General features: G+C 69.9%; 15 protein-coding genes. 7 read left to right on the top strand and 8 right to left on the bottom strand.

What is annotated here, in order from left to right; translation table 11 throughout:
• Positions 1 to 12: 12 nt before the first annotated feature.
• Positions 13 to 981, bottom strand: a complete 969-nt coding sequence (locus ACZ4WQ_RS36145) for a 2-hydroxyacid dehydrogenase (protein ID WP_398374962.1) — start codon at positions 979 to 981, stop codon at positions 13 to 15.
• 295 nt (positions 982 to 1,276) lie between these two features.
• On the opposite strand from ACZ4WQ_RS36145, the gene ACZ4WQ_RS36140 reads away from it, so the two are divergent.
• From ACZ4WQ_RS36140 to ACZ4WQ_RS36115, 6 genes are read left to right on the top strand one after another with little or no spacing between them, the layout of a single operon-like run.
• Positions 1,277 to 2,872, top strand: coding sequence for an ABC transporter substrate-binding protein (locus ACZ4WQ_RS36140; RefSeq protein ID WP_398374960.1), 1,596 nt, complete (start codon positions 1,277 to 1,279; stop codon positions 2,870 to 2,872).
• A gap of 1 nt (position 2,873) precedes the next feature.
• Entirely contained in the window at positions 2,874 to 3,803 is a 930-nt protein-coding gene (locus ACZ4WQ_RS36135) for an ABC transporter permease (protein WP_358844748.1), read from the top strand.
• Between the two features lie 14 nt (positions 3,804 to 3,817).
• The gene (locus tag ACZ4WQ_RS36130) at positions 3,818 to 4,798 is read left to right on the top strand and encodes an ABC transporter permease (protein WP_311723948.1); all 981 of its coding nucleotides are present in this window, start codon (positions 3,818 to 3,820) and stop codon (positions 4,796 to 4,798) included.
• A complete protein-coding gene (locus ACZ4WQ_RS36125; RefSeq protein WP_311723947.1) occupies positions 4,795 to 5,808 on the top strand; it encodes an ABC transporter ATP-binding protein in 1,014 nt (337 codons plus the stop codon). The genes ACZ4WQ_RS36130 and ACZ4WQ_RS36125 overlap by 4 nt, the downstream gene beginning before the upstream one ends.
• Complete coding sequence (locus ACZ4WQ_RS36120) at positions 5,801 to 6,865, top strand: ABC transporter ATP-binding protein (RefSeq protein WP_385343663.1); 1,065 nt, start codon at positions 5,801 to 5,803, stop codon at positions 6,863 to 6,865. Before ACZ4WQ_RS36125 ends, ACZ4WQ_RS36120 begins: the two co-directional genes overlap by 8 nt.
• Entirely contained in the window at positions 6,862 to 7,578 is a 717-nt protein-coding gene (locus ACZ4WQ_RS36115; protein ID WP_311723945.1) for a sulfite exporter TauE/SafE family protein, read from the top strand. The genes ACZ4WQ_RS36120 and ACZ4WQ_RS36115 overlap by 4 nt, the downstream gene beginning before the upstream one ends.
• 52 nt (positions 7,579 to 7,630) lie before the next feature.
• On the opposite strand, the gene ACZ4WQ_RS36110 is transcribed toward ACZ4WQ_RS36115, so the two are convergent.
• Positions 7,631 to 9,460 (bottom strand): FAD-binding dehydrogenase, encoded by a 1,830-nt coding sequence (locus ACZ4WQ_RS36110; RefSeq protein WP_398374958.1) that lies wholly within the window; start codon positions 9,458 to 9,460, stop codon positions 7,631 to 7,633.
• 344 nt (positions 9,461 to 9,804) lie between these two features.
• Here ACZ4WQ_RS36110 and ACZ4WQ_RS36105 point away from each other — a divergent pair, with 344 nt between their 5' ends.
• On the top strand, positions 9,805 to 13,878 hold the full coding sequence (locus tag ACZ4WQ_RS36105; protein WP_398374957.1) for a Pls/PosA family non-ribosomal peptide synthetase: 4,074 nt from the start codon (positions 9,805 to 9,807) through the stop codon (positions 13,876 to 13,878).
• Positions 13,879 to 13,927: 49 nt separating this feature from the next.
• Here the strand turns inward: ACZ4WQ_RS36105 and ACZ4WQ_RS36100 are convergent, their stop codons facing one another.
• From ACZ4WQ_RS36100 to ACZ4WQ_RS36075, 6 genes are read right to left on the bottom strand one after another with little or no spacing between them, the layout of a single operon-like run.
• Entirely contained in the window at positions 13,928 to 16,597 is a 2,670-nt protein-coding gene (locus ACZ4WQ_RS36100) for an endo-beta-N-acetylglucosaminidase (RefSeq protein WP_398374956.1), read from the bottom strand.
• Positions 16,598 to 16,614: 17 nt separating this feature from the next.
• Positions 16,615 to 18,906, bottom strand: a complete 2,292-nt coding sequence (locus ACZ4WQ_RS36095; protein ID WP_468022726.1) for a glycoside hydrolase family 3 N-terminal domain-containing protein — start codon at positions 18,904 to 18,906, stop codon at positions 16,615 to 16,617.
• A complete protein-coding gene (locus ACZ4WQ_RS36090) occupies positions 18,893 to 20,194 on the bottom strand; it encodes a glycoside hydrolase 5 family protein (protein ID WP_468022725.1) in 1,302 nt (433 codons plus the stop codon). Before ACZ4WQ_RS36090 ends, ACZ4WQ_RS36095 begins: the two co-directional genes overlap by 14 nt.
• A 1-nt stretch (position 20,195) precedes the next feature.
• Complete coding sequence (locus ACZ4WQ_RS36085; RefSeq protein WP_352133280.1) at positions 20,196 to 21,065, bottom strand: carbohydrate ABC transporter permease; 870 nt, start codon at positions 21,063 to 21,065, stop codon at positions 20,196 to 20,198.
• Positions 21,065 to 22,018 (bottom strand): carbohydrate ABC transporter permease, encoded by a 954-nt coding sequence (locus tag ACZ4WQ_RS36080; RefSeq protein ID WP_311723938.1) that lies wholly within the window; start codon positions 22,016 to 22,018, stop codon positions 21,065 to 21,067. The genes ACZ4WQ_RS36085 and ACZ4WQ_RS36080 overlap by 1 nt, the downstream gene beginning before the upstream one ends.
• Positions 22,015 to 23,319: an ABC transporter substrate-binding protein gene (locus ACZ4WQ_RS36075; protein WP_361186967.1), complete on the bottom strand. Its 1,305-nt coding sequence runs from the start codon at positions 23,317 to 23,319 to the stop codon at positions 22,015 to 22,017. The genes ACZ4WQ_RS36080 and ACZ4WQ_RS36075 overlap by 4 nt, the downstream gene beginning before the upstream one ends.
• Positions 23,320 to 23,333 lie beyond the last annotated feature (14 nt).

Genomic DNA, 23,333 nt, shown 5'->3' with positions numbered 1-23,333 from the left:
GCGATATGGCTGTCAATGCGTCGGTACCGGCGTGACAAGCGTGCCCTCGGTCATGAAGTGATGCAGATTGCGGAACGTGAGCTCGCCCATGGCCTCACGTGTCTCGTGTGTCGCACTGGCGATATGCGGCAGCAGCACGACCGTGTCGAGGTCCAGCAGGGCCTTGGGAACGTGGGGCTCGTCCACGAACACATCGAGCGCCGCGCCCGCTATTCCGCCGTTCACCAGGGCGTCCACCAGTGCCGGCTCGTCGATGACACTGCCCCGCGAGACATTCACCAGGTAGCCCCGAGGGCCGAGCGCCTCGAGCACCTCCGCCGAGACCAGGCCCTGGGTGGCGCCGCCCCCGGCGACCGCCACGACCAGCGCGTCGCATTCCGCGGCAAGCTCGGTGGGCGAGGACACCCGGCGATAGCGCACATCCTCGACGGGCGTGCGCGAGAAATAGAGGAGCTCCACGCCGAAGCCCTCCAGCCGCCGCGCGATGGCACGGCCGATCCTGCCGAGCCCGAGGACGCCCACGCGTTTCCCGCTCACCTTGGCCGCGAGGGGGAAGGCGTCCGAGGCCCATGCGCCGCGGCGGACGAAGCGGTCGGCGGCCGACAGGCGGCGCATCACATCGATCAGGGCGCCGACGGCGAGGTCGGCCACGCAGTCGGTGAGCACGTCCGGGGTGTTGCTGACATCGATGCCACGCGCGCGGGCCCGGGAGACGTCCGTGGTCTCGTAGCCGACCCCGAAGTGGACGATCGCGCGGAGCGCGGGCAGGGCGTCCATCAGGTCGTTCGACACTCCGATCCGCGCGCTGGTCACGGCGGCCACCACCTCGCCGGCATGGTCACGCAGATAGGCGGCGGGGTCGGGCAGATCCGCGAGTTTCACGGTGTGATGGTGCTCGGCCAGCGCGGTCTCCAGGGACGGCAGCAGCGGACACACCTGAAGAACAGTGCCGTCAGTGCCGTCGTTGCCAGTTGAGGACATGGGGCCACTCCCGTTCTTGTGGAATGGCCGGGAGCGTATGGCCGATTTCGATGCCTGTCTAAGACTCAAAGTGTATTGATCAATACCTTCTCCGCATCATGTGAGCAGCTGGGGGCCTCGTCCCGACCTGGTCAGCGTTGTCAAACGTCGCTTTGGTCAGATCTCTTGACGCCCCCGCACCTCAGCCTTAGCTTCGGCGTTTACAAATGCAGACCGGGTACGCATGTATGGACAGCCATGTCGACAATCGCGTCTCGGGCGGCACCACTTCAGCCCCTTCGGAGATACGCCGACGATGAAGTCCTCCGTACGCTCCATCCCGCGCCGAGGACCGGGCCGGGTTCGCCCGGTCCTCACCCTCCTGACCTCGGGCGCGATGCTGCTGACCAGCGCGTGCGCCGTGGCGAACAGCGACGCCGCGGGTGACGCCGGCAGCGCGGACGGCCGCACCCTACGTGTGGTACTCACCCAGGAACCCCCGACCCTGGAGCCCTGCGAGTCATCGACAACCGCGACCGGTGTCGTGGTCCGCTCCAACATCACTGAACCGCTGATCGAACGGGACCCCACCTCGGGCAAGCTGGAACCCCTGCTGTCGACCGGCTGGCGGCAGACGAAGCCCACGACATGGACCTTCGACATCCGCTCCGGTGTGACCTTCCAGAACGGGCAGCCGTTCACGGCGAAAGACGCCGCCTTCTCCATCGACCGCGCCGTCAACTCCGACCTCGCCTGCAATGTGGACGGCTATGTCTTCGGCGACGAGAAGCTCGTTGTGCGCGCCGTCTCCCCCACCCGGCTGACCGTCACCACCAAGAAGGCCGATCCCATCCTCCCGCTGCGGCTCAGCTTCATCGAGATCGTGCCGCGCACCACCGACTCCAGGGCCAAGGTGCGCATACCGATCGGCACCGGTCCCTACGCCGTCAAGGAGTGGCAGACCGGTGTCTCGATCTCCCTGGCCCGCTACGACAAGTACTGGGGGAAGGCCCCCGCCTACCCCCGGGCCACGTATGTCTGGCGCAGCGATGCCAGTGTCCGAGCCGCCATGATCAACAAGGGCGAGGCCGACATCACCACCTCGCTGGACCCCATGGACGCGACCAAGGAGAACTCGGTCGCCTACCCCAACAACGAGACGACCGCCCTGCGTCTTGACGGCCGCGAGGCACCGCTCGATGACATCCGGGTGCGCAAGGCGATCGGCATGGCCATCGACCGCGACGGCATCATCGATGCCCTACTCGATGGGAAGGCCAAGCCCGCCGCGCAACTCGTCCCACCCGGTGTGGTGGGCCACAACGACGACCTCGTCCCGCCCTCGTACGACGCGGCCAAGGCCCGTGCGCTGGTCAAGGAGGCGGCCGCCGACGGCGTCCCCGTCAAACGGCGGATCACCCTCGTCGCACGCAACGGCCAGTTCGCCGGAATCGCGGAGACGGCCGAGGCCCTCCAGTACGAGATGGCACAGATAGGGCTGAACGTAAGGATTCGCATGGCGGACACGGCCACCAGTCTTCAGTACCAGTTGCGTCCGCTGCCCCGCGGTGTGGGGCCGATCGCGATGCTGGTCCAGCACGGCAACCAGGCCGGGGACGCGGCCTTCACCACCAGCCAGTACCTGCTGAGCGACGGCCCCCAGTCCACGTTCGGCACCAAGGAGCTGGACCGGCGCATCGACGCGGCGAACGCGCTGTCCGGCAAGGCCCGTGAGAAGGCCTTCGCCGATCTGCTCGCCTATCAGAACAAGGAAGTGGCGCAGTTCGCCTACCTGGCCCACATGCGCGGACTGCTGGGTCTGTCGCCGTCGGTCCAGTACCGGCCCAACTCCGCCACCGGAGACGAGATGCGGCTGGCCGAGGTCAGCCCTGCGAAGGCGGGGAAGCACTGATATGACCTCCTTCCTGGGCAAGCGCATCATCTCCAGCGCGATTCCCCTGGTGTTCGTGGTGCTGGGCGTGTTCTGCCTGGCGCGCCTGACCGGCAACCCGGTCGACCTCTACCTGCCGCTGAGCGCCACCCCGCAGCAGCGCGCCGATTTCTCCGCCGCGCACGGCTTCGACGACTCCATCCCGGTGCAGCTGTGGGACTACCTCACCCAGGCCGTGCAGTTCGACTTCGGCACGTCCCTGCGCACCGGGCAGTCGGCCGCCACCATGGTGCTCGACGCGTTCCCCGTCACCCTCCAACTCGCCGGCATGACCATGCTGCTGGCGATCCTCGGCGCGCTGCTGATCGGCAGCCTCGCCGCCTACCGGCCCAACTCGCTCATCGACCGGATCGCCGGTCTGCTGTCGATGATCGCGGCCAGCATCCCCGACTTCTGGTTCGCGATCATGGGTGTGCTCGTCTTCGGGGTGGGCCTGGGCTGGCTGCCGACCTCCGGCACCCTGGGCGGCCCCGAGGTGTGGGTGCTGCCGATCGCCACCCTGCTGATCCGCCCGTTCGGCGTGCTGGTGCAGGTGGTCCGCGGCAGCATGGTCGGCGCGCTCTCCGCGCCCTATGTCAAGGTCGCCCGCAGCAAGGGGGCCGGCGCCGGGCGCGTCGTGTTCGGGCACGCCCTGCGCAACGCCGTCACGCCCGTGCTGACCGTCGCCGGGGATCTCACCGTCGGTCTGGTCAACGGCGCGGTGATCGTGGAAACGATCTTCGGTTGGCCGGGGATCGGCAAACTCATGATCGACTCGATTCTCCAGCGCGACTTCGCCGTGCTCCAGGCCGCCGTCCTGATCACCGCGGTGACGATCTTCGCGCTGAACATCCTCGTCGACGTCTGCCACGCCTTGATCGACCCCCGAGTGCGCCAGGCGGTGCCGGCGTGAGCGAAGGAGCCACCATGACCGACCCCGTCGACCGTCCCGCCGACGCTGTTGACCGTCCCGCCGGGGAGACCCCCGCGCCGCGCACCCGTCCGCCCCGCTGGTGGCTGCTGCTCGGCAGGGACCGGGGCGCGGCCGTCGCCGCCGTCATCCTCTCCCTGGTGTTCCTGGTGGCGCTGTTCGGCCGGCTGTTCATCGGCGACCGGGCGACCCGCCAGGACCTCCGCGCCTCGCTGCGCCCGCCGTCCCTCGACCACGGCTTCTACGGGCTGCTCGGCACGGACGTGCTGGGCCGCAGCGTGGTGGCCCGGCTCATCGAGGCCGCCGGGACGACGCTGTACGTCGCGGTGCCCGCGGTGCTGTGCTCGCTGCTGATCGGCTCCACGCTGGGGATGTGGGCCGGCTACCACGGGGGCTGGCGCGAGAACATCGCGATGCGCGTCGCCGATGTCATCCTCAGCTTCCCGTCCCTGCTGATCGCGGTGGTCGTGCTCTACGTCTTCGCGCCCAGCGCGCTGAACATCGTGCTGATCCTCGCCGTCGCCCGCATCCCCGTCTATCTGCGCACCGCCCGCGCGGAGTCGGCCGAGCTGAGAAGCCGCCTGTTCGTCGACGCGGCCCGGACCTTCGGCACCCCGAGTTGGCAGATCATCTACCGGCACATTCTGCCGATCGCGCTGCCGACGCTGCTGACGGTGGCCACGCTCGACTTCTGTTTCGTCATGCTGACCGAGTCCAGCTTGAGTTTCCTGGGCATCGGGATCCAGCCCCCCGATGTGAGCTGGGGGCTGATGGTGGCCCAGGGGCGCCAGTACCTTCAGACCGCCTGGTGGATCGCCGTACTGCCGGGCATCGCGATCGTACTCACCACGGTGTCGGCCACGGTGCTCGCCGCGTGGGTGCGCCTGGCCACGGATCCCGCCCAGCGCTGGCGTCTGACGCTGCCCAAGAAGCGGCGCGGGGCCCGGGCCACTGTTCCCTCGGAGGTCATCGCATGAAGCCGTCAACCCTGTCCGCGCCCACCGCGGCCGGTCATGCCGCGCTCGAGGTCGAGGGGCTCCGCGTCGAGCTGCGCACCCCCTCCGGCACGGTCCGCGCCGTCGACGACGTCAGCTTCAGCGTGCACAAGGGGCGCACGCTGGCGCTGCTCGGCGAGTCCGGCTGCGGGAAGTCCATGACCGCGCTGTCCATCGTCGGACTGCTCGACCCGGTGGCCGAGGTGACGGACGGTTCCGTGCGGGTGTCCGGCACCGATGTGCTGCGGCTGAGCCGGGCGGGCCGCAGAAAGCTCGCCGGACCCGGTCTTTCGATCGTCTTCCAGGACGCGCTGACCGCGCTCAACCCCGTGCAGCCGGTCGGCAGGCAGCTCGCCGAGCCGTTCCGCATCCACCGCGGGATGTCGCGGCGCGAGGCCGGGGAGAAGGCGATCGAGCTGATGACCCGGGTCGGGATCCCCGAGCCGCGACTGCGGGCCCGCTCGTACCCGCATCAGTTCTCCGGGGGGATGCGCCAGCGGCTGCTGATCGCGATGGCCGTGGCCCTCGACCCCGATGTGCTGATCGCCGACGAGCCCACGACCGCGCTCGACGTCACCGTGCAGGCGCAGATCATGCGGCTGCTGCGGGACCTCCAGACCGAGCGGGACATGGCGATCGTCCTGATCACCCACGACCTGGCGGTGGTCGCCCAGCGCGCCGACGACGTGGTGGTCATGTACGCGGGCAACGTGGTGGAGACCGGCCCGGTGCGGGAGGTGTTCGCCCGCCCCCGCCACCCCTACACCAAGGGGTTGCTCGACTCCGTTCCCGAACACGCCGTGAGGGGCCGCCCGCTGCCCGCCGTACCGGGCAGCCCGCCCGAGCTCAGCGCGGTCCCGCCCGGCTGCGTCTTCCAGGCCAGATGCCCGCTGGCCAGGGAACGCTGTGCCGAGGAACGTCCTCAGCTGGTGTCCGTCGGCGCCTCACGCTCGGCCGCCTGCCACTTCTCCGAGGAGCTCGACCGTGACTGATACATCGGGGATCCACGTCACCGAAACCACCGCCACACACCCACGGGGTCCGGCCGGCTCCCCACCCCTGCTCGAGGTCAAGGGCGTCACCAAGTCGTTCGGCCACGGGCGCCGGCGCCTGACCGCGCTGGACGGAGTCGACGTACGGCTCGAGCGCGGCGAGACCCTGGGCCTGGTGGGCGAGTCCGGATGCGGCAAGTCGACCCTGGCCAGGGTGGTGCTCGGGCTGGAGCGGCCCGACTCGGGCACGGTGCGCTTCAACGGCACCGATCCGTTCACCCTCAAGGGCAAGGAGCTGCTGGCCTGGCGCCGCCGGGTACAGATGGTGTTCCAGGACCCGTTCGCCTCGCTCAACGCCCGGATGTCCGCGGCCGACCTCATCGGTGAGCCGTGGCGCACCCATCGCGACATCGTGCCCACGGCAAAGGACCGGGAACGACGGGTGCGTGAGCTGCTGTCCCTGGTCGGACTGCGGGAGAGCGACGCCCACCGCTACCCGAACGAGTTCTCCGGCGGGCAGCGGCAGCGCATCGGCATCGCGCGGGCGCTCGCGCTCGACCCCGACCTCATCGTGTGCGACGAACCCGTGTCCGCGCTGGACCTGTCGGTGCAGGCCCAGGTGCTCAATGTGCTCTCCGAGCTGCGCGAACGGCTCGGCGTCTCCTATGTGTTCATCTCCCATGACCTGTCCGTGGTCAAGCACGTCTCCGACCGGGTGACGGTGATGTACCTGGGCAAGGTCATCGAACACGGCCGCACCGAAGACGTCTTCGACCGGCCCCTGCACCCCTACACCGCCGCCCTGATGTCGGCCGCGCCCACGCTCGACGTCTCCGGGCAGACCCGCGACGAGGAGATCCAGCTGCGCGGGGAGATCCCCTCCCCGTTCGACATTCCGTCGGGCTGCCGCTTCCGCACCCGCTGCTGGAAGAGCGAGGCCCGGTGCGGCGACCACGCTCCCCTGGCGGTCACCCGCGAAGGAGCGGCGGACACCGGGCCGGAGGCGCACGAGGCCCTGTGCCACTTCCCGCTGGGCATCGGGACGACGGGAGCATGAGCCTGCCGGAGTTCACCCTGCTCTTCATCACCGTGGCGATCGGGTCGCTGCTCCAGGTCGCCATCGGCTTCGGCCTCGGCCTGCTCGCCGCCCCGGTGATCGCGATACTGGACCCCTCGCTCACCCCGGTGGTGGTCCTGCTGCTGGCCACCGGGGTCACGGCCGCGGTCGTGGCGCTGGAAGGCGGACACGCGGACATACGAGGAGCGGGGTGGGCGCTGGTCGGCCGGGTGCCGGGCGTCGTGGGCGGCGCGGCGCTGGTCGCCGTGCTGCCCGCCCGGCACCTCGCGTTCCTCGTCGCCGGCGTCGTCCTCCTGGGCGTCGCGGTGAGTCTGCGCGGCTTCGTACCGCGACCGGGACGGCGGTCCGTGCTGCTGGCCGGCCTGGTGTCGGGGGTGATGGGCACGGCCACCTCCATCGGAGGGCCACCGATGGCCATGGTGTGGCAGCGCTTGAGCGGCCCGAAGCTGCGCTCCACGATGAGCGGTTTCTTCCTGGCCGGCTCCGCGATGAGCCTGGCCTCGCTGGCGGCGACGGGAGCCGTGCACAAGGACAGCCTGCGGTACACCGCCCTGCTGGCCCCGGCCGCGGTGATCGGTGTGCTGCTCGCCCGCCCGCTGTCCGGCAGACTCGACATGCGGCGCACCAGGGCCGCCGCCATGGGGCTCGCGGTGGCGAGCGCGACCGTCCTGGTGATCCAGCAGTTCCTCTGACCCCCACGCGGGCGCCGGCGTGACACGCGCGGGCGCCCGCCGCGTTCTGGCCTCAGGACGCGGTGGCGGCCGCCGCCGCGCGTCCTGTCTGCCGGCCGGAGAACAGACAGCCGCCGAGGAAGGTGCCCTCCAGGGAGCGGTAGCCGTGGACGCCGCCTCCGCCGAATCCCGCGACCTCCCCGGCCGCGTAGAGACCGGGTATGGGGGTTCCGGTGCTGTCCAGGACACGGCCCGAGAGGTCGGTCTGGAGGCCGCCGAGCGTTTTGCGGGTGAGGACGTTGAGGCGCACGGCGATCAGCGGCCCGGCGCCGGAATCCAGGATCTTGTGGGCCGGGGCGGTGCGGCTGAGCGAGTCGCCGGGGTAGCTGAGCGCGTTGCGGATGCCCATGACCTGGATGTCCTTGGTGTACGGGTTGTCGATCTCCCGGTCCCGGGCGTCGATCTGCCGTTTGAGGTCGGCCAGGTCGATGAGGCCGTCCCCGGTGAGCCTGTTCATGCCCGCGACGAGTTCGGGGAGCGTGGAGGCGACGACGAAGTCGGCCCCCCTCTCCTTGAACTTCTCGATCGGCTCCGGGGTCTGCCAGATCCGCGACAGCAGCTTCCAGATGTTCTTCTCGGTGAGGTCCGGGTTCTGCTCGGAGCCGGAGAGCGCGAACTCCTTGGCGATGATCTTCTGGGTGGTGACGAACCAGGAGTAGTCATGGCCGGAGTCGGTGATCGACTTGAGGGTGTGCAGGGTGTCGTACCCGGGGATGTCGGGCGTGTTGAAGCGCTTGCCGGTGGCGTCGAACCACATGGACGACGGGCCGGGCAGGATGCGGATGCCGTGGCCGGGCCAGATGGGGTCGTAGTTTCTGAGGCCCTCGGTGTAGTGCCACATGCGGTCGGGGTTGACGATCCGTCCGCCCGCCTTCTCGGTGATGGCGAGCATGCGGCCGTCCACATGCGCGGGCACGCCGGTGACCATGAACTTCGGCGGGGTGCCGAGTCGGGCCGGCCAGTTCTGCCGTACGAGGTCGTGGTTGGCGCCGATGCCGCCGGAGGTGACGATCACGACAGGGGCGCGGAGTTCGAACTCGCCCACCACGGTGCGGGAGCTGGGTTTGCCGCGCGCGGCGTCGCTCGGCTCCAGGACCGCGCCGCGTACGCCGGTGACGGCGCCGCCGGTCGTCACGATGCCGTCGACGCGATGCCGGAACTTGAAGGTCACCTTGGAGCCCGCCGCCGCGTCCCGCACCTTCTTCTCGAACGGCTCGACGACGGCCGGTCCGGTGCCCCAGGTGACATGGAAGCGGGGCACCGAGTTGCCGTGCCCGTCCGCGAGTCCACCACCGCGCTCGGCCCAGCCGACGATCGGGAACCAGCGCACGCCCAGGCCGTACAGCCAGGACCGCTTCTCGCCGGCGGCGAAGTCCACATACGCCTCGGCCCACTTGTACGCCCAGTGGTCCTGGCCGGCCGGGTCGTCGATCCCCCGGTCGAAGCCGGCCGTGCCCAGCCAGTCCTGCCAGGCCAGTTCACGCGAGTCCTTGATGCCCATCAGCCGCTGCTCGTCGGAGTCCACGAAGAACAGGCCGCCGAAGGACCAGAACGCCTGCCCGCCCAGATTGCTCTCCGGCTCCTGGTCCAGGAGCAGCACCTTGCGTCCCGCAGCGGCCAGCTCGGCTGTCGCGACCAGCCCGGCCAGCCCGTGGCCCACCACGATCGCGTCCGCGTCCGCCGACGCCGCGGGCGCGGCGAAGGCCGGGACCGCCGCCTGGGCGAGCGCCGCGCCGGCGAGCACGCCGCCCGCCACCGTCAGGGCATGGCGGCGGGTGAGTCCGGCGGGGGGCTCCGAGCCGGGCCCGTGCTGCGCTGCGGAGCTTGCTCTGAGGTTCTCCATGGGCTGCCTTCCGGAAGGGGTGCCGAGGGCGCGGGAGATGTGCGTGGGACTACCGAGGCGGCAGGGTGTTACCGACGGTAGCCCAGGGGGTGTCCGGCCGCCAGAGTGCTGCGTCACGCACCGGCCGCCACAGCGGACGGTGACCTGTCCGTCGCGCTCCGTCGACGGAAAGGCGGGGATTCCGGCCACCGCGGCAGGAGCAGTGTGACGCCAAACAAAAGGGGTACCTCGACCTAAAAGCCCTTTATGGGCTCCCCTTGTCGATACGCCATGAGGTAGGCCTTATGTCGGGACGTGGCCGGAACGATGCGGGTGAGCGGGGGGCGCCGGGTGACTGGGCGCCGATGTCGCAGGGGCGCCCGGACGGGCTGCTCACCTGCGCCGGATGGGACGGTTCCGTCCAGTGGCGGAACGGCGACCGGCTTGAGCGGTTGTTCGAGGAGCGCTGCGACCGGATGCGCGCGCAGGGGGACGGGGACCGGCTCGCGGTGGACGCCGGTGAGGTGGCCCTGACCTACGCGCAACTGGACGCCGAAGCCAACCGGCTCGCCCGTTTCCTGATGGCCGAGGGCATACGGCCGGGCGACCGGATCGGGCTGCTGCTCGACGAGGCGGTGGACGCCTACACCGGGATGCTGGCCGTGCTGAAGGCGCACGCCGTGTATGTGCCCCTCGACGTCGGGTTTCCGCCGGATCGTCTGTCGTACATCGCTTCCGACGCCTCCCTGCGCATGGTCCTGTCGCTCTCCCGGCTCGCCGAACGGGCGGAACGTCTCGCGGACGGCGTCGGGCTGCTGTGTCTGGACCGGGCGCGGGCGGGGATCGCGGCGCAGTCCCCCGAGCGCCTCGATCCACTGTCTGTCGGGGACCCGGCCGACGACCTCTGCTACGTCATCTACACCTCCGGATCCACCGGCCGCCCGAAGGGGGTGGCCATCGGACACCCCGCGGTGTGCAACTTCGTGTCGGTGGCCTCGGAGGTCTATGGCATCAGGTCCGAGGACCGGGTCTACCAGGGGATGACCATCGCGTTCGACTTCTCGGTCGAGGAGACATGGGTGCCCTGGATGGCCGGTGCCACCGTGGTGCCCAGGCCCCAGGGGCCGAGCCTGCTCGGTGCCGAGCTGGACGCCTTTCTGCGCGAACGGCGGATCTCGGCCCTGTGCTGCGTTCCCACCTTGCTGGCCACGCTGGACGAGAACACCTCAACGCTGCGGTTTCTGCTGGTCTCCGGGGAATCCTGCCCGCAGGACCTCGTCACCCGCTGGTGCCGGCCCGACCGTCGCTTCCTCAACGTCTACGGCCCGACCGAGGCGACCGTCACGGCCACCTGGACCCTGCTGGCCGCCGGCCGGCCGGTGACGATCGGTGTCCCGCTGCCGACGTACTCGATCGCCGTCCTCGATCCGGAGCGGGACACGGCCCTGCCACCGGGCACGATGGGCGAGATCGCGATCGGCGGCATCGGGCTGGCCGGCGGCTATCTCAACCGGCCCGAGGTGACGGAACACGCCTTCGTGCCGGACTTTCTCGATATCCCCGGCAACCCCTCCGGCAGGATCTACCGCACCGGGGACCTGGGCAGGATCAACACACACGGCGAGATCGAGCACCACGGCCGGATCGACACCCAGGTCAAGATCCGTGGATATCGCGTCGAGCCGACCGAGATCGAGTCGGTGCTGCTGCGCATGCCCGGAATCGCCCAAGCGGTGGTCAGCGGCCAGGAAACCACCCCGGGGAACATGGAGCTGTGCGCCTACTACACCACCTGCGAGGGCATGGCCGTGGACCCCGAGCAGGCCGTGGCGCACCTGCGGGAACGGCTGCCCGGCTATATGGTCCCCGCCTATCTCGAACACCTCGCCTCGATACCGACGCTGCCCGGTGGCAAGGCCGATCGCCAACACTTGCCGAAGCCGACCGGCCCGCGCCGGCTCACCGCGCAGGGCGACTACACGGCGCCGCGCACCGCTGCCGAACGGGCGCTGGCCGAGCTGCTGGCCGGGGTCCTCCAGGTCGAGCGGGTCTCCGTGGACAGCCACTTCTTCGACGACCTCGGGGCCAACTCCCTGCTGATGGCACGCTTCAACGCGGCCGTCCGCGAGCGTCCGGACCTGCCCGGTGTGTCGATGAAGGACGTCTATCTGCATCCCACGGTGCGCGGTCTCGCCACCGCCCTGAGAGATGTGCCACCCCCCGCCCGGACCGTGCCGGACCGGGTACCGCGGCAGCCGGACGCTCCGGCCGTGGGCACACCCCGGTACATGCTGTGCGCGATCCTTCAGGGCCTGGTGTTCCTGGGGTACGCGTGCCTGGCCGCGGTGGCGCTGGACGTGGGAACCGGCTGGATGGCGCGGGGGCAGGGGTGGTTCGGTGTCTACGAGCGCGCGGTCGCCCTCGGGGCCGCGGCGCTGGTCTGCGCGGCGCTGCTGCCGATCGCCGCCAAGTGGACTCTCATCGGGCGGTGGAAACCGACGCGCATCCGGCTGTGGAGCATGGCCTACTTCCGCTTCTGGTGTGTCAGAACCCTGGTCGGCGCCAACCCGGTGGCCCGACTGGCCGTCGGAACGCCGCTGTTCACGCTGTATCTGCGGGCGCTCGGGGCCAAGATCGGCCCACGCACCCTGATCTTCACCCGGTGGGTGCCGGTCTGCACCGACCTGCTGACCGTCGGGGCCGACACCGTGATCCGCAAGGACACCTTCCTCAACGGTTACCGGGCACGCGACGGGGTCATCGAGACCGGCCCGGTGTCCATCGGCCGCGCCGCCTTCGTCGGCGAGCGCAGCACGCTCGACATCGGCACCCGCCTCGGCGACGGAGCCCAGCTCGGCCATGCCTCCTCGCTGCACGAAGGCCAGTCGGTACCGGCCGGGCAGTGCTGGTACGGCTCGCCCGCCCAGCCCGCGCCGGACGGGTGCGACTACCTCACCGTTCCGCCGGGGCGCTGCGGCCGGCTGCGGCGCGTGTGCCACTGCCTCGTACTGCTGCTGGTGCTGTCGACCACCGTGGGCGTGGCGGACGTGGCCGTCGCCGCGCTGCTGGATTCACGGCCCGCGCTGATCCACACGGTCACCGGAGCGGTCGGCCCGGGACACTGGGCGTACTACGCCGAGGGGCTGGAGATCGCGGCGGCCACGGTCTTCGGCCTCGCCCTCCTGGGGTCGGTCCTCATCCCGGCCCTCTCGCGCATGCTGTCCCTTCCCCTCAGGCCGGACACGGTCTACCCGCTGTACGGGGCGCGGTTCGCACTTCAGCGCACCGTCGCCCGGCTGGCCAATATCCGCTTCCACATCGCCCTGTTCGGCGACAGCTCGGCGATCGTGCACTACCTCAAGGCCCTCGGCTACCGTCTGGCACCGGTCCAGCAGACGGGGACCAACTTCGGCGCGATGCTCAAACACGAGGTGCCCACGCTCAGCCGCGTCGGCACCGGGAGCATGGTCTCCGACGGGCTGTCCATCGCGAACGCCGAGTTCTCCAGCACCTCCTTCCGCACCGCACCGGCCGTCATCGGCAACCACAACTACCTGGGCAACAAAATCGTCTATCCGGCCGGCGGCAGGACCGGCGACAACTGTCTGCTGGCCACCAAGGTCATGGTCCCGGTCAGCGGTCCGCTCAGGGAGAACACCGGGCTGCTCGGCTCGCCCCCCATCGAGATTCCTCGCTCCGTCGAGCGCGACCGCCGCTTCGACCACCTCACCACGGGACCTGAGCTCCGGCGCCGCCTCGCCGCCAAGAACCGCCACAACGCCGTGACCATGGCCCTGTTCCTGGCCGTGCGATGCCTCTACATCTATGGCCTGCTGCTGATCGCCATGCTCCCGCTGGCCAACAGCAAAGGGCTGTACTGGCTGGAGACATTCGGCACGATCCTGCTCGAGCTCGTCTTCACGGTCGCCTTCTTCGTCGCGGTCGAACGGGCCCTGCTGGGCTTCGGCCAGCTGCGGCCACGGTTCTGTTCCGTCTACGAGCGGCCCTTCTGGCGACACGAGCGGTACTGGAAGGTGCCGACCATCCACTACCTCGCCCTCTTCAACGGCACCCCCTTCAAGCCCGCCATCTGGCGGCTGCTCGGCGTCCGCATGGGACACCGGGTCTTCGACGACGGCTGCCGGATCCTGGAGCGGACCCTCACCCGGGTGGGCGACGACTGCGTCCTCAACGCGGGCAGCATCATCCAGGCACACTCCCTCGAAGAAGGTGTCTTCAAGTCCGACCACGTCGTCGTCGGCAACCGCTGCACGATCGGCACCAGCGCCTTCCTGCACTACGGCGTCGTCATCGGCGACGACGCCCGCATCGACGCCGACTCCTTCCTGATGAAGGGCGAACACGTACCGGCGCACGCCGAGTGGCGCGGCAACCCGGCGGTCGAGAGCGCCCTCCCGCCGGGGGGACAGGGGCCGTGAACCGGCCTCGTCCTCCCGGGCGGGAAGGCGTCTCCCGCAAACCCGCTGGTCAGCTGCCGCGCAGCACCGTCGAGACCTTGTTGCCCGCGTAGTCCTCCAGTACGGCGACGACCTTACTGGTGGAGCTGGACATGGTCACCGTCATCGCCGCACGGGTGGTGCGGCCGCGGACGATATACGGCTTGCCGCCCGACCCGTACGTCGTGGCGAACGACTTCGGCTGCCCGTCCTCCAGGACGGTCAGCGTGTGCCAGTCCGGAAGGGTCGGGCGGGAGAAGGTGAAGGTGTTCCCCGCGATCTTCACGGCTGAGGCGGGGTAAGCGCCGACCTCGGCGTCGGCGAACGTGCCGCGCACGCCGGTCGCCGTGCCGTCTTCGGTCTTCACGGTGAGAAGGTACTCGTCCCCGTTGACGGGTACGCCGGTCAGGGTCGCGCCCGTCTGCTTGCCCGGCACCGTGACCTTCTTGGTGAAGGGCTTGGACGAATCGAGGCCGCGGACCTCCACGGTGAGGGGCTGACCGGTCTGCCTCGGGGTCCACGCCGCCTTCAGCGTGCCGTCGGCCGCCGCCTTGGCGGTCACGCCGGACGGGGCCGTGGACAGGTCGAAGGACACCGTCGCGGGCTTGCTCCGGGACCCGTCGGGGCCGACCGCGACCAGCTTGAGCTTCCCCGATGTGGCGGTGAATCGCTTGACGTAGAACACGTCGTCGTAGATGCCGCCGAGGTAGGTGTCGTCCAGGTAGACGTCGTAGCGGCGCACCGTGTCGTAGTCGCTTCGCTGCCAGGACAGGAACAGCTCGTCGCTGTCGGGCAGCAGCTGGTCGATGCGCAGCTTCTCGGGCTTGGCCGGGGTGCGGTCCACGCCGTCGTGCAGCGCGAGGGCGCCCAGGTTGACCTGGTAGTTCTCGATCGGCTGCGCGCCCGCGGCCACGACGAGGCCGAGGGAGGCGATGCGCTCGCCGGCGTAGTCCGACAGGTCGGCGGAGACGGTGCTCCAGCCGTCGGTGCGCTTGCCGGTGCCGGTCAGCGGCACCTGCACCACCTTGTCGGGGTCGGAGGCCAGCACCAGAGCGAGCCGGAGCTGGGAGTCGTCGTCCGCCGAGGGCTTGTTGTAGGTCAGGGAAAGTGTCGACTCCGCCTTGACGCTCAGGTCGGTCTTGTACAGGCGCACGGTGTTGTCGCTGTCGAGCTTGCCGCTGAGGACCAGGGAGCTGCCGCCGTTGTAGGCGCCGATCTTCTGGTACGAGAAGCGGCCGGCGGGCGTGTACTCGGGGCCGTAGTCGAAGTCGGCCTTGAGCGGCGAGCTCGCGGCGTCGACCCACCACTGCCAGGTCACCGGGATGTCCTGGAGGTTGATGTTGCCCCATTCGGCGTCATTGGAGAGCTTGCCGTCGCTCCAGGTCGACAGGCCGTGTCCGGTGTTGAAGGACGTCGCGAAGGTGCTGCCCTTGATGACCGAGCGTTCGGCGATGTACTTCGATATGCCCTTCCAGCTGCCCTCCGGCGTGGTGGACCCCTGGGACGACCCGGTCCACCAGCGGCGTTCCCGGTCGAAGACCGTCGACTGGGCCTTGTCGTCGGTCTTGTTGGCGTAGTCGGAGGAGACGAAGTCGGCTCCCAGCGTGGCGATGGCGTTCATGGGACTGCCGTCGGCGCCGAGGTTGTTGTCGAGGTTGTACGGCTGGTCGAACTGGTACATGCCGGCCTCGACACCGGCGAACACGCTCTTGCGGGGGTCGAGACCCACGCTCTCGGCGTAGCTCTTGGACCGGGTGAGCTTGGACTTGTCCCACCAGTAGTTGAGGAAGACGGAGTCGGACACGTCCCCCACGGCCTTGTCCCGGACGAAGGGAGCGTTCACCGAGTTGAACTCGTTCTGGTACGAGACCCGGCCCGTGGAGTTGTCGATCGAGTCGTACCACTGCACATACATGCCGCCGTCGCGCAGCTGCTTGAGGAACTGCTTGAAGGCGGGGATGTCGGCCGGGGCGACCGAGTCCTCCTGGTTGAAGAAGTAGCCGTCGAAGCCGTAGTACTTGGCGACCTCGACGAGCTTCGCGGCGGCCGGGAAGCCGCCGTCGGCGTCCCGGACGAGCAGTTCGGAGTACGCCTGGTCGCCGCGGTCGTTCGGGGAGAAGAAGATGCAGCCCAGCGACCGCACGCCGTTCGCGTGCGCGGCGTTGGTGTAGCCGGGGTTGGGCAGGTTGACCGCCCCGAACTCGAACCACTTCTCCTTCCAGTCGAGATTGGGGTCGTAGTAGTTCACGGGCACGCCCTCGGTGGGCATGCCGTGCCAGGAGGCGTACACGTCGGAGTACTGCCAGTAGTTGAAGAGGTACTGGCTGAACTCGTTGGTGTACGGGTGGCTCTCGAAGAAGGCGTTGCCGTAGTCGCCCGCGAGGGTGAGCTGCTGGGTGCCGGCGGGCAGCGCCGGGTTGCGCTGGGTCTTGGCGTTGGGGGCGATCCGGGTCTGGAGCGGCACCTTGGCGCGCAGCAGCTCGGCGTCGGTGTCGTCCGCCGGGTTCCACCGCAGCAGATCGGTGGAGGAGTAGCCGTGCTGGTAGGGCTGGTTGGCTCCGACGGCGCTCTCTCCCGGCCAGGGGAGGGTGTCACTGGCCAGGGCGGTGCCGGCGCCCAGGGTCAGGGCCAGTGCCGCTGCCAGGACACTGGTACGTGCACGGGCCGAGGCCCGTCTTCTGGTGTCGTGTGGTCGTGCCATGCCTTTCCTCGCTTTCCCTAGTGTGGTCCGGCCTGGGTTGCAGGGCCGACAACCTGGGTGGTGTCGGCCAGGGGGGTGGCGTACGGGCGGATCGTGGTGCCCAGATCCATCACGTACAGGTCGGTGCGGGCCTGGGCGGCGGTCGCGCCCTCGGCGAAGCAGCGCTCGGCGGGCAGGTCCCAGGCGACGGTGACGCGGGTGCGCGGCGGGACGGTGACCCGGCGGAAGGCGAGCAGTTCGCGTCGCCGGGGCAGCACCGCCCCGCCGGTGCGGTGACCGAACAGCGGCGTGATGACCTCGGCTTCGGTGGGGGCGGGGTTGGTGACGTCCACCTCGACGCGCACCGATCGCCCGGACACCTCGGCGGTGAGGCGGTCGAATCCGACGCTGGTGTAGCGCAGCCCGAACCCGAAGGGGAACAGCACGGGGTCGGGCGCGTCCCGGTAGACGCCGGCGGCCGAGTGGCGGTCGTTGTAGCGCACCGGCACCGCGCCGGGGTGGCGGGGCGCGGTGAACGGCAGCAGGCCCACCGGTTCACAGCCGCCGAGCAGCGCGTCGCTGATGGCCTCGGCGCCGTGCGGGCCGGGGTAGCCGGCCCACAACACGGCATCCGCATGGTCCGTCACGGCGGTGAGCACATGCGGCCGGCCCGCGATGACCACCGCGACGACGGGGCAGTCGGACCGGGCGCGCACGGCGGCCACCAGGTCGTCCTGGCCTCCGGGCAGGGACACGTCCGCGAGGTCGACACCCTCTCCGGCGGTCGCCACGGAGGCGGGGCCCGAGACGGCCCCGTTGGCGGCGAAGCCGTCGTCGTAGGCGCGGTGGCTGGTGCCGCCGAGGGCGAGGATCACGACGTCGGCGCCGCTCAGGTCGGCCTGCGAGGGCAGGCCGGGCGGGCACACGATCTCGGCGTGGGGCAGCGCCTGACGCAGCGCGTGCTCCAGCGGTACGGCCGACCGCTCGGGGAGTGGCGGCACGTAGTCGCCCAGCATCGCGGTGACCTCGCGGGCATTGGGGCCGGCGAGCACCACCTTGGTGAGGGAGCGCGGGGCCAGCGGCAGCAGCCGGTCCGGGTTGTGCAGCAGGACCAGGGACTGCCGGGCCAGGCGCCGGGACAGCCGGTCCGTCGTACGGAAGGCCGGCTCGAGCCGCTCCCGCCCGGCCGGCGGGGCCTGTCCTTCGGCGCCGTTCGCCTCCTCCGGCAGGAGGCCCAGGCGGTGTTTGAGGGTGAGCACCCGGCGGCAGGCGGCGTCGACCAGCCCGGCCACCCGGGTGTCCTGGGCGGCGGCCGACTCCAGCTGCGCGAAGGACTCGTCCCACAGCGAGAGATCCACACCCGCCTCAAGGGCGGCCACGGCCGCGGCCGTCGGGCTTCCGGCCATCGCGACCAGGCGGTCCACGGCGAGGCCGTCCGCCATGACGATGCCGTCGAACCCGCACTCGGCGCGCAGGAAGCCGGTGAGCAGCTCGCGGTTGGCGCAGCAGGGCACGCCGTCGATGTCGTTGTAGGCGGCCATGAAGCCCAGCGCCCCCGCCTCCACCGCCGCCCGGACGCTCGGCAGATGCAGTTCGTGCAGGTCGCGCCGGCCGATGACGGCGGACTGGCCGTTGCGCCCGCCGATCGCCTCGCCCTGGGCCGCCAGGTGTTTGAGCACCACGGCGACGCCGCCGGCGCCCCGCGGGCCGCCCGGCCCGCCCTGCATTCCCGTCACCACGGCGCGGGTGAGTTCGGCGGCCAGCAGCGGGTCCTCCCCGAAGCACTCCTCCGCCCGCCCCCAGCGCGGGTCGCGCAGCAGGTCGAGCGCCGAGACCAGGGCCAGATGCACGCCGCTCGCCGCGAGTTCCGCGGCCACCGCCGCCGCGGCCTCGGTCAGCGAGTCGGGGTCCCAGCCCGCGGCGACGGCCAGGTTCGTGGGCAACAGCGTCCCGCCGAGGGCCTGGTGGCCGTGGGGTGCCTCTTCCGAGAGCAGCACCCCGATCCGGTGGCGGCCGGCCCGGGCCACCTCGTCCTGGACCAGGGCCGCGACCTCGGCGCGCTCCTCGGGGCGGATGCCGTCGGCCCACGAGCGGCCCGACCAGGCATCGGCGCGGAACAGCCCGTACAGCGCCCCGAGGCCGCCCCATCGGTCGATCTCGGCGCGGGCCCGGTCGGTGAGCCGGAAGCCGCCCCGGGGGGCGCGCTCAACGGCCTGCCAGCCGTACAGCCGCTGGTTGAGCTGGCCGACCTTCTCCCGCGGGGACAGCTGGGTGAGGATGCGTTCGACGGCGGCGGGCGCGGGGGCGCCCGCGTGTTCAGTGTTCGGCATGCGCGTGAGTCCGGTTGAGTACTTCCGCGTCGCTGACCGAGCTGTAGAAGGTGCGCCCGGTCGGCTCGGCGTGGACGAGGGATTCGATTCCGCGCGCGCTGAGGGCGCCCGGGTCGGCGGCGGTGGCGGAGGTGACCAGGGCGGGGCGCGCCCCGGCGCGGGCACGTCGCATCCACGCCTCGAACACACCGCCGCCCGGGGACAGTTCGGCGCGGGAGACGGGGACGTCCTCGCCGTCGACCGGGACCACGACGGCCTCTCGGCGGGGCGCGGGACGGGGCCGGTCCCGGAGCTCCTCGGCGAGCGCGGCGAAGCGCCGTCCGATCGGCTTCACCCGGCCATCGGCGTCGATGAGGCCCAGGCTGTGCTCCAGATCCGGGAAGTCCCCGAGCCTGCGTTCTACGTCGTGCGAGCACCACCAGGTGACTCCCCACAGCGCCTCGCTGTCGGCCGCCGCCCGTACCGTCTGCTCGCAGAAGTCGGGCGCCTGGTCCTCGGTGAGGTGGTTGAGCGGGGCCCCGACCTCCTGGAGCCACACCGGGCGGGCGGGGTCGAGGGCGAAGGCGCGTGACAGCTCGACCAGATACACGGCGTGGTGGACGCTCTCGTGGGACATGGGGCCATAGCCCTGCGCGGTCCCGTTGAAGATCCACGAGTGCACCACGCTCATCTGGCCGTGCCGGCTGGAGTGGGCCGGGACGAAGGCGTGGTCGTCGGCGTACCAGACGGCGTCGTATTCGGCGTTGAGCCGGAAGTGGCGGGGGTCGCGCGGCCCGGTGCCGTGCAGGGCGTCCAGCCAGGACGTCACCTGCTGTGTCGTGGCGGACATCCGGTTGGGGTGCACCGCCGAGGTGAACTGGTTGACCTCGTTCCCCAGGGTCAGTCCGAGGAAGTTGGGCAGGTCGTGCAGGTGCTCCTCGAACGCCTCGACCAGCAGGGCCTGGGCGACGATGGCATCGGGGTCGCTGAACATGCTGCGCCGGTGCCAGTTCGCCAGCCAACTCGGTACGAAGTCGAAGCCGGACAGATGTCCTTGCAGCACATCGACACTGGCGTCGAGACCGGCCTCTCCGGCGATCTCCACGGACTCGCGGATGTCCTGGAGTGCGCGGCGGCGGATCAGGGTCCGGTTCGGCTGCACCACGGGCCACAGCGGCAGGATGCGTACATGGTCGATGCCCAGGCCGGCCAGGGCCTTCATGTCGCGGCGGGTGACCTCCCGGTCGGGGGCCAGCCAGGAGTAGAACCAGTCCTGAGAAGGCGTGTAGTTGACTCCGAACCTCAGCATTTCAACCTTTCAGGCCGCCGGCTTCCAGCCCGCGGAAGAAGTAGCGCTGCAAGACGGCGAAGAACACCACGATGGGAACCAGGGCGATGATGGTGCCGGCCGCGATGAGGCGCGGGTCGTCGTAGAAGGTGCCGCGCAACCGGTTCAGGCCGACGGTGAGGGTGTAGTTCTGTTCGTCCGACAGGACGATCAGGGGCCAGAGGAAGTCATTCCACGAGCCGACGAAGGCGAAGATCGCCACCACGGTGATCACGCCCTTGACCTGGGGCACGGAAACCCGGATGAACCGCTGCCAGGCGTTGGCACCGTCGACGATGGCGGCCTCTTCGAACTCCGAAGGGAGGTTGCGGAAGGCGTTGCGCATCAGCAGCACGTTCAGTGCCGCCACCAGGGTCGGCAGGGCGACCCCGATCAGCGTGTTCACCAGCCCGGCGGTCCTGATCGTGAGGAACTGCGCGATCAGAACGGTCTCCGAGGGGACCAGCAGGGCGGCCACGACGACCGCGGTCGCCAGGCCCCTGCCGCGGAAGCGCAGCTTGCCCAGCGCATAGCCGGCACAGGTGGCCCCGACAACGTTGCCAACCACGGCCATGGCCGCCACCGCCAGAGAGTTCAGCAGATAGCGCGGCACAGGAACGCGGTCGAGCACCGTGGCGAAGTGATCGAGCGTGGGGTGTTGGGGGATCAGCTCAGGCGGCCGGGTGTACAGCGGTTCGCCGGCGCCTTTGAGGGACAGCGAGAGCTGCCACACCAGCGGTCCCGCCAGGAGCACGGCCATGAGCAGGAGGACGAGGTAGCGCGCCACGGAGCCCGGCCGGGCCCTGCGCCGCCGGGCGGCCGTGGTGTGCGAGCGGGGAGAGGTCCGAGCCATCAGGAACTCCTCCGCTTCCGCTGCATGACGAGTTGCACCAGCAGCAGCGCGCCGAGGATCACGAACATGAAGAGACTGATCGCGCCCGCATAGCCGGTGCGCGCCTGGAGCCCCGTACCCTCGCGCTGGATCAACATGGTCATGGTGAGATCGCCTCCACCCACTCCCCCGGTGCCGCCGGTGAGGACATAGATCTCACCGAACACCCGGAAGGCCGCCACGGAGGACAGCACGGCGATGAGTGACATGGTCGAGCGCACCCCGGGAACCGTGACGTTGAGGAAGGTGCGCACCACACCGGCGCCGTCCATCGCCGCCGCGTCGTACAGGCTCTGGTCGATGTTGGCCAGGGCCGCGAGGTAGATGACCATGTAGTAGCCGAGGCCGGTCCACACGGTCACGAACATCGCGCTGAAGAGCAGCAGCCACCGGTCGCTGAGGAAGGGCACCGGCTCGGCGACCATGTGGAGCGTGCTGAACAGCGCGTTCACCAGGCCCCGCTTGTCGAGCATGTTCGTCCAGATCAGCCCGACGACCACCGGCGACATGATGACCGGCAGATACATGGTGGTGCGGAAGAATCCCGAAAGCCGTCCCGCCCCGCTCACCAGCGTGGCGAGGATGAGCGGGAGCACCACCATGCAGGGCACCACGCACACGGTGTAGAGCGTGGAGTTCAGCAGGGCGGTGGTGAAGCGCTCGTCGTCGAACATCCGCTGGAAGTTCTCCCAGCCGACGAACTGCCCCTGCCGCAGCAGGGTCGAGTCCGTGAAGGCCAGGCCCAGGGTGTTCGCGAACGGCACCATGACCATGAGCACGATGACGGTCAGCCCGGGCAGCAGAAACAGCCACGGGGTCAGGATCCAGCGATGCGTCGCCAGGACGGTCCCCCTGCGGCGAGGCGGGCGGCCGCCTCGCTTCAGGGAGGTCCCACGCTGAACGGAGACGGTCACTTGTTGGCGTCCAGGCGCTCGTTGGAGTAGCGGACGGACTCGTCCAGCGCCTTCTTCACCGACTTCTTGCCCAGCAGCGCCTGGGCTATCTGCTCACGCAGCGTCTGGCTGTCGGCCGCCCCGGAGAACGCCGGCGGCCACCACACGACCGCCTTCTTCACCTGGTCGGTGCTCTCCAGCCGCACCTTGGTGGCCGGGTCCCCGTCGTCCTTGGTGAAGTACGGGTCGTCCAGTGTCCCGGCCGACGAGGGGAACACCGACGCCTTCTTGGCGAAGGCGAGCTGATTGGCGGAGTTGGTCACATACTTGGCGAAGGCGACGGCCAGCGACTGGTTCTTGCTGCCCGCGTTGACGACCAGGGACTCGATGTACATGTTGGGAGCGCTGTTGCTGATCCGCGGCCCGATGCCCAGGTTCTTGTAGATGTCGGGCGCGGTGGCCTTGAGGTCGCCCAGCGTGTAGGAGCTGCCGGGCAGATAGGCCAGGCGGCCCGCCTTGAACTCCTCGACCTCCTTCGTCTGGAGGTTGTTCAGCGCCTCCTCGTCCATGCCCTTCTTGTCGTACAGCTTGCGGAACCGCTCGACGTACTCCACGCCCTTGGCGTCGTTGTAGGTGAACTTCTCGCCGCGCTCGTCCATGAGCGGCACGCCGTACTCGCCGAAGGTCTCGATGGCGGGCATCCTGGCGATCATCATGGTGTCCGAGCACTTCTCGGCCATGGTTTCCGCCTGGTCGAACAGCTCGTCGTAGTTCGCGGGCAGCTTGTCGGGGTTCAGCCCGCACTTCTTGAACAGGGCCTTGTTGAAGAACGACGGCCCCGTGTTCAGGTACCACGGGTAGCCGTACGTGCCGCCGCCCAGGCCCTTGAACGTCATGGCTTCCCAGGCCTTGCCCAGGTACTTGCCCTTGGCCTTCGCGTCGGCCTTGTTGAGGTCGAGCAGGACGCCCGCCTGCGCCAGGGTGTACGCGGCCTCCGGCCCCATGTCGACGACGTCGGGGAGGGAGCCCGCCGCGGCGTCCGCCGACAGCTTGTCCTGGTAGCCCTCGGCGGGCTGGTCCACCCACGTGATGTCGGTGCCCGGGTGGGCCTTCTCGAAGGCGGCGATGAGGTCGTTGAAGTACGAGGTGAACTTGTCGTTCTTCAGGTTCCAGGTCTGGAAGGTGATCTTGCCGGACAGCTTTCCGTCCGATGACTTGCCCGTCGAGTCGCCGCCGCCACCGCCGGTGACGCAGGCGGACAGCATCAACGATCCGACAGCGAGCCCCGCGGTGAACACGGCCCGTCTTCTCACTGACTTCATGGGTCTTCTCCTCA

This window comes from Streptomyces sp. NPDC028305 (assembly GCF_055569495.1).
Note: the sequence above shows the minus strand (reverse complement) of the source record. Positions and strands in the feature narration are given on the sequence as shown.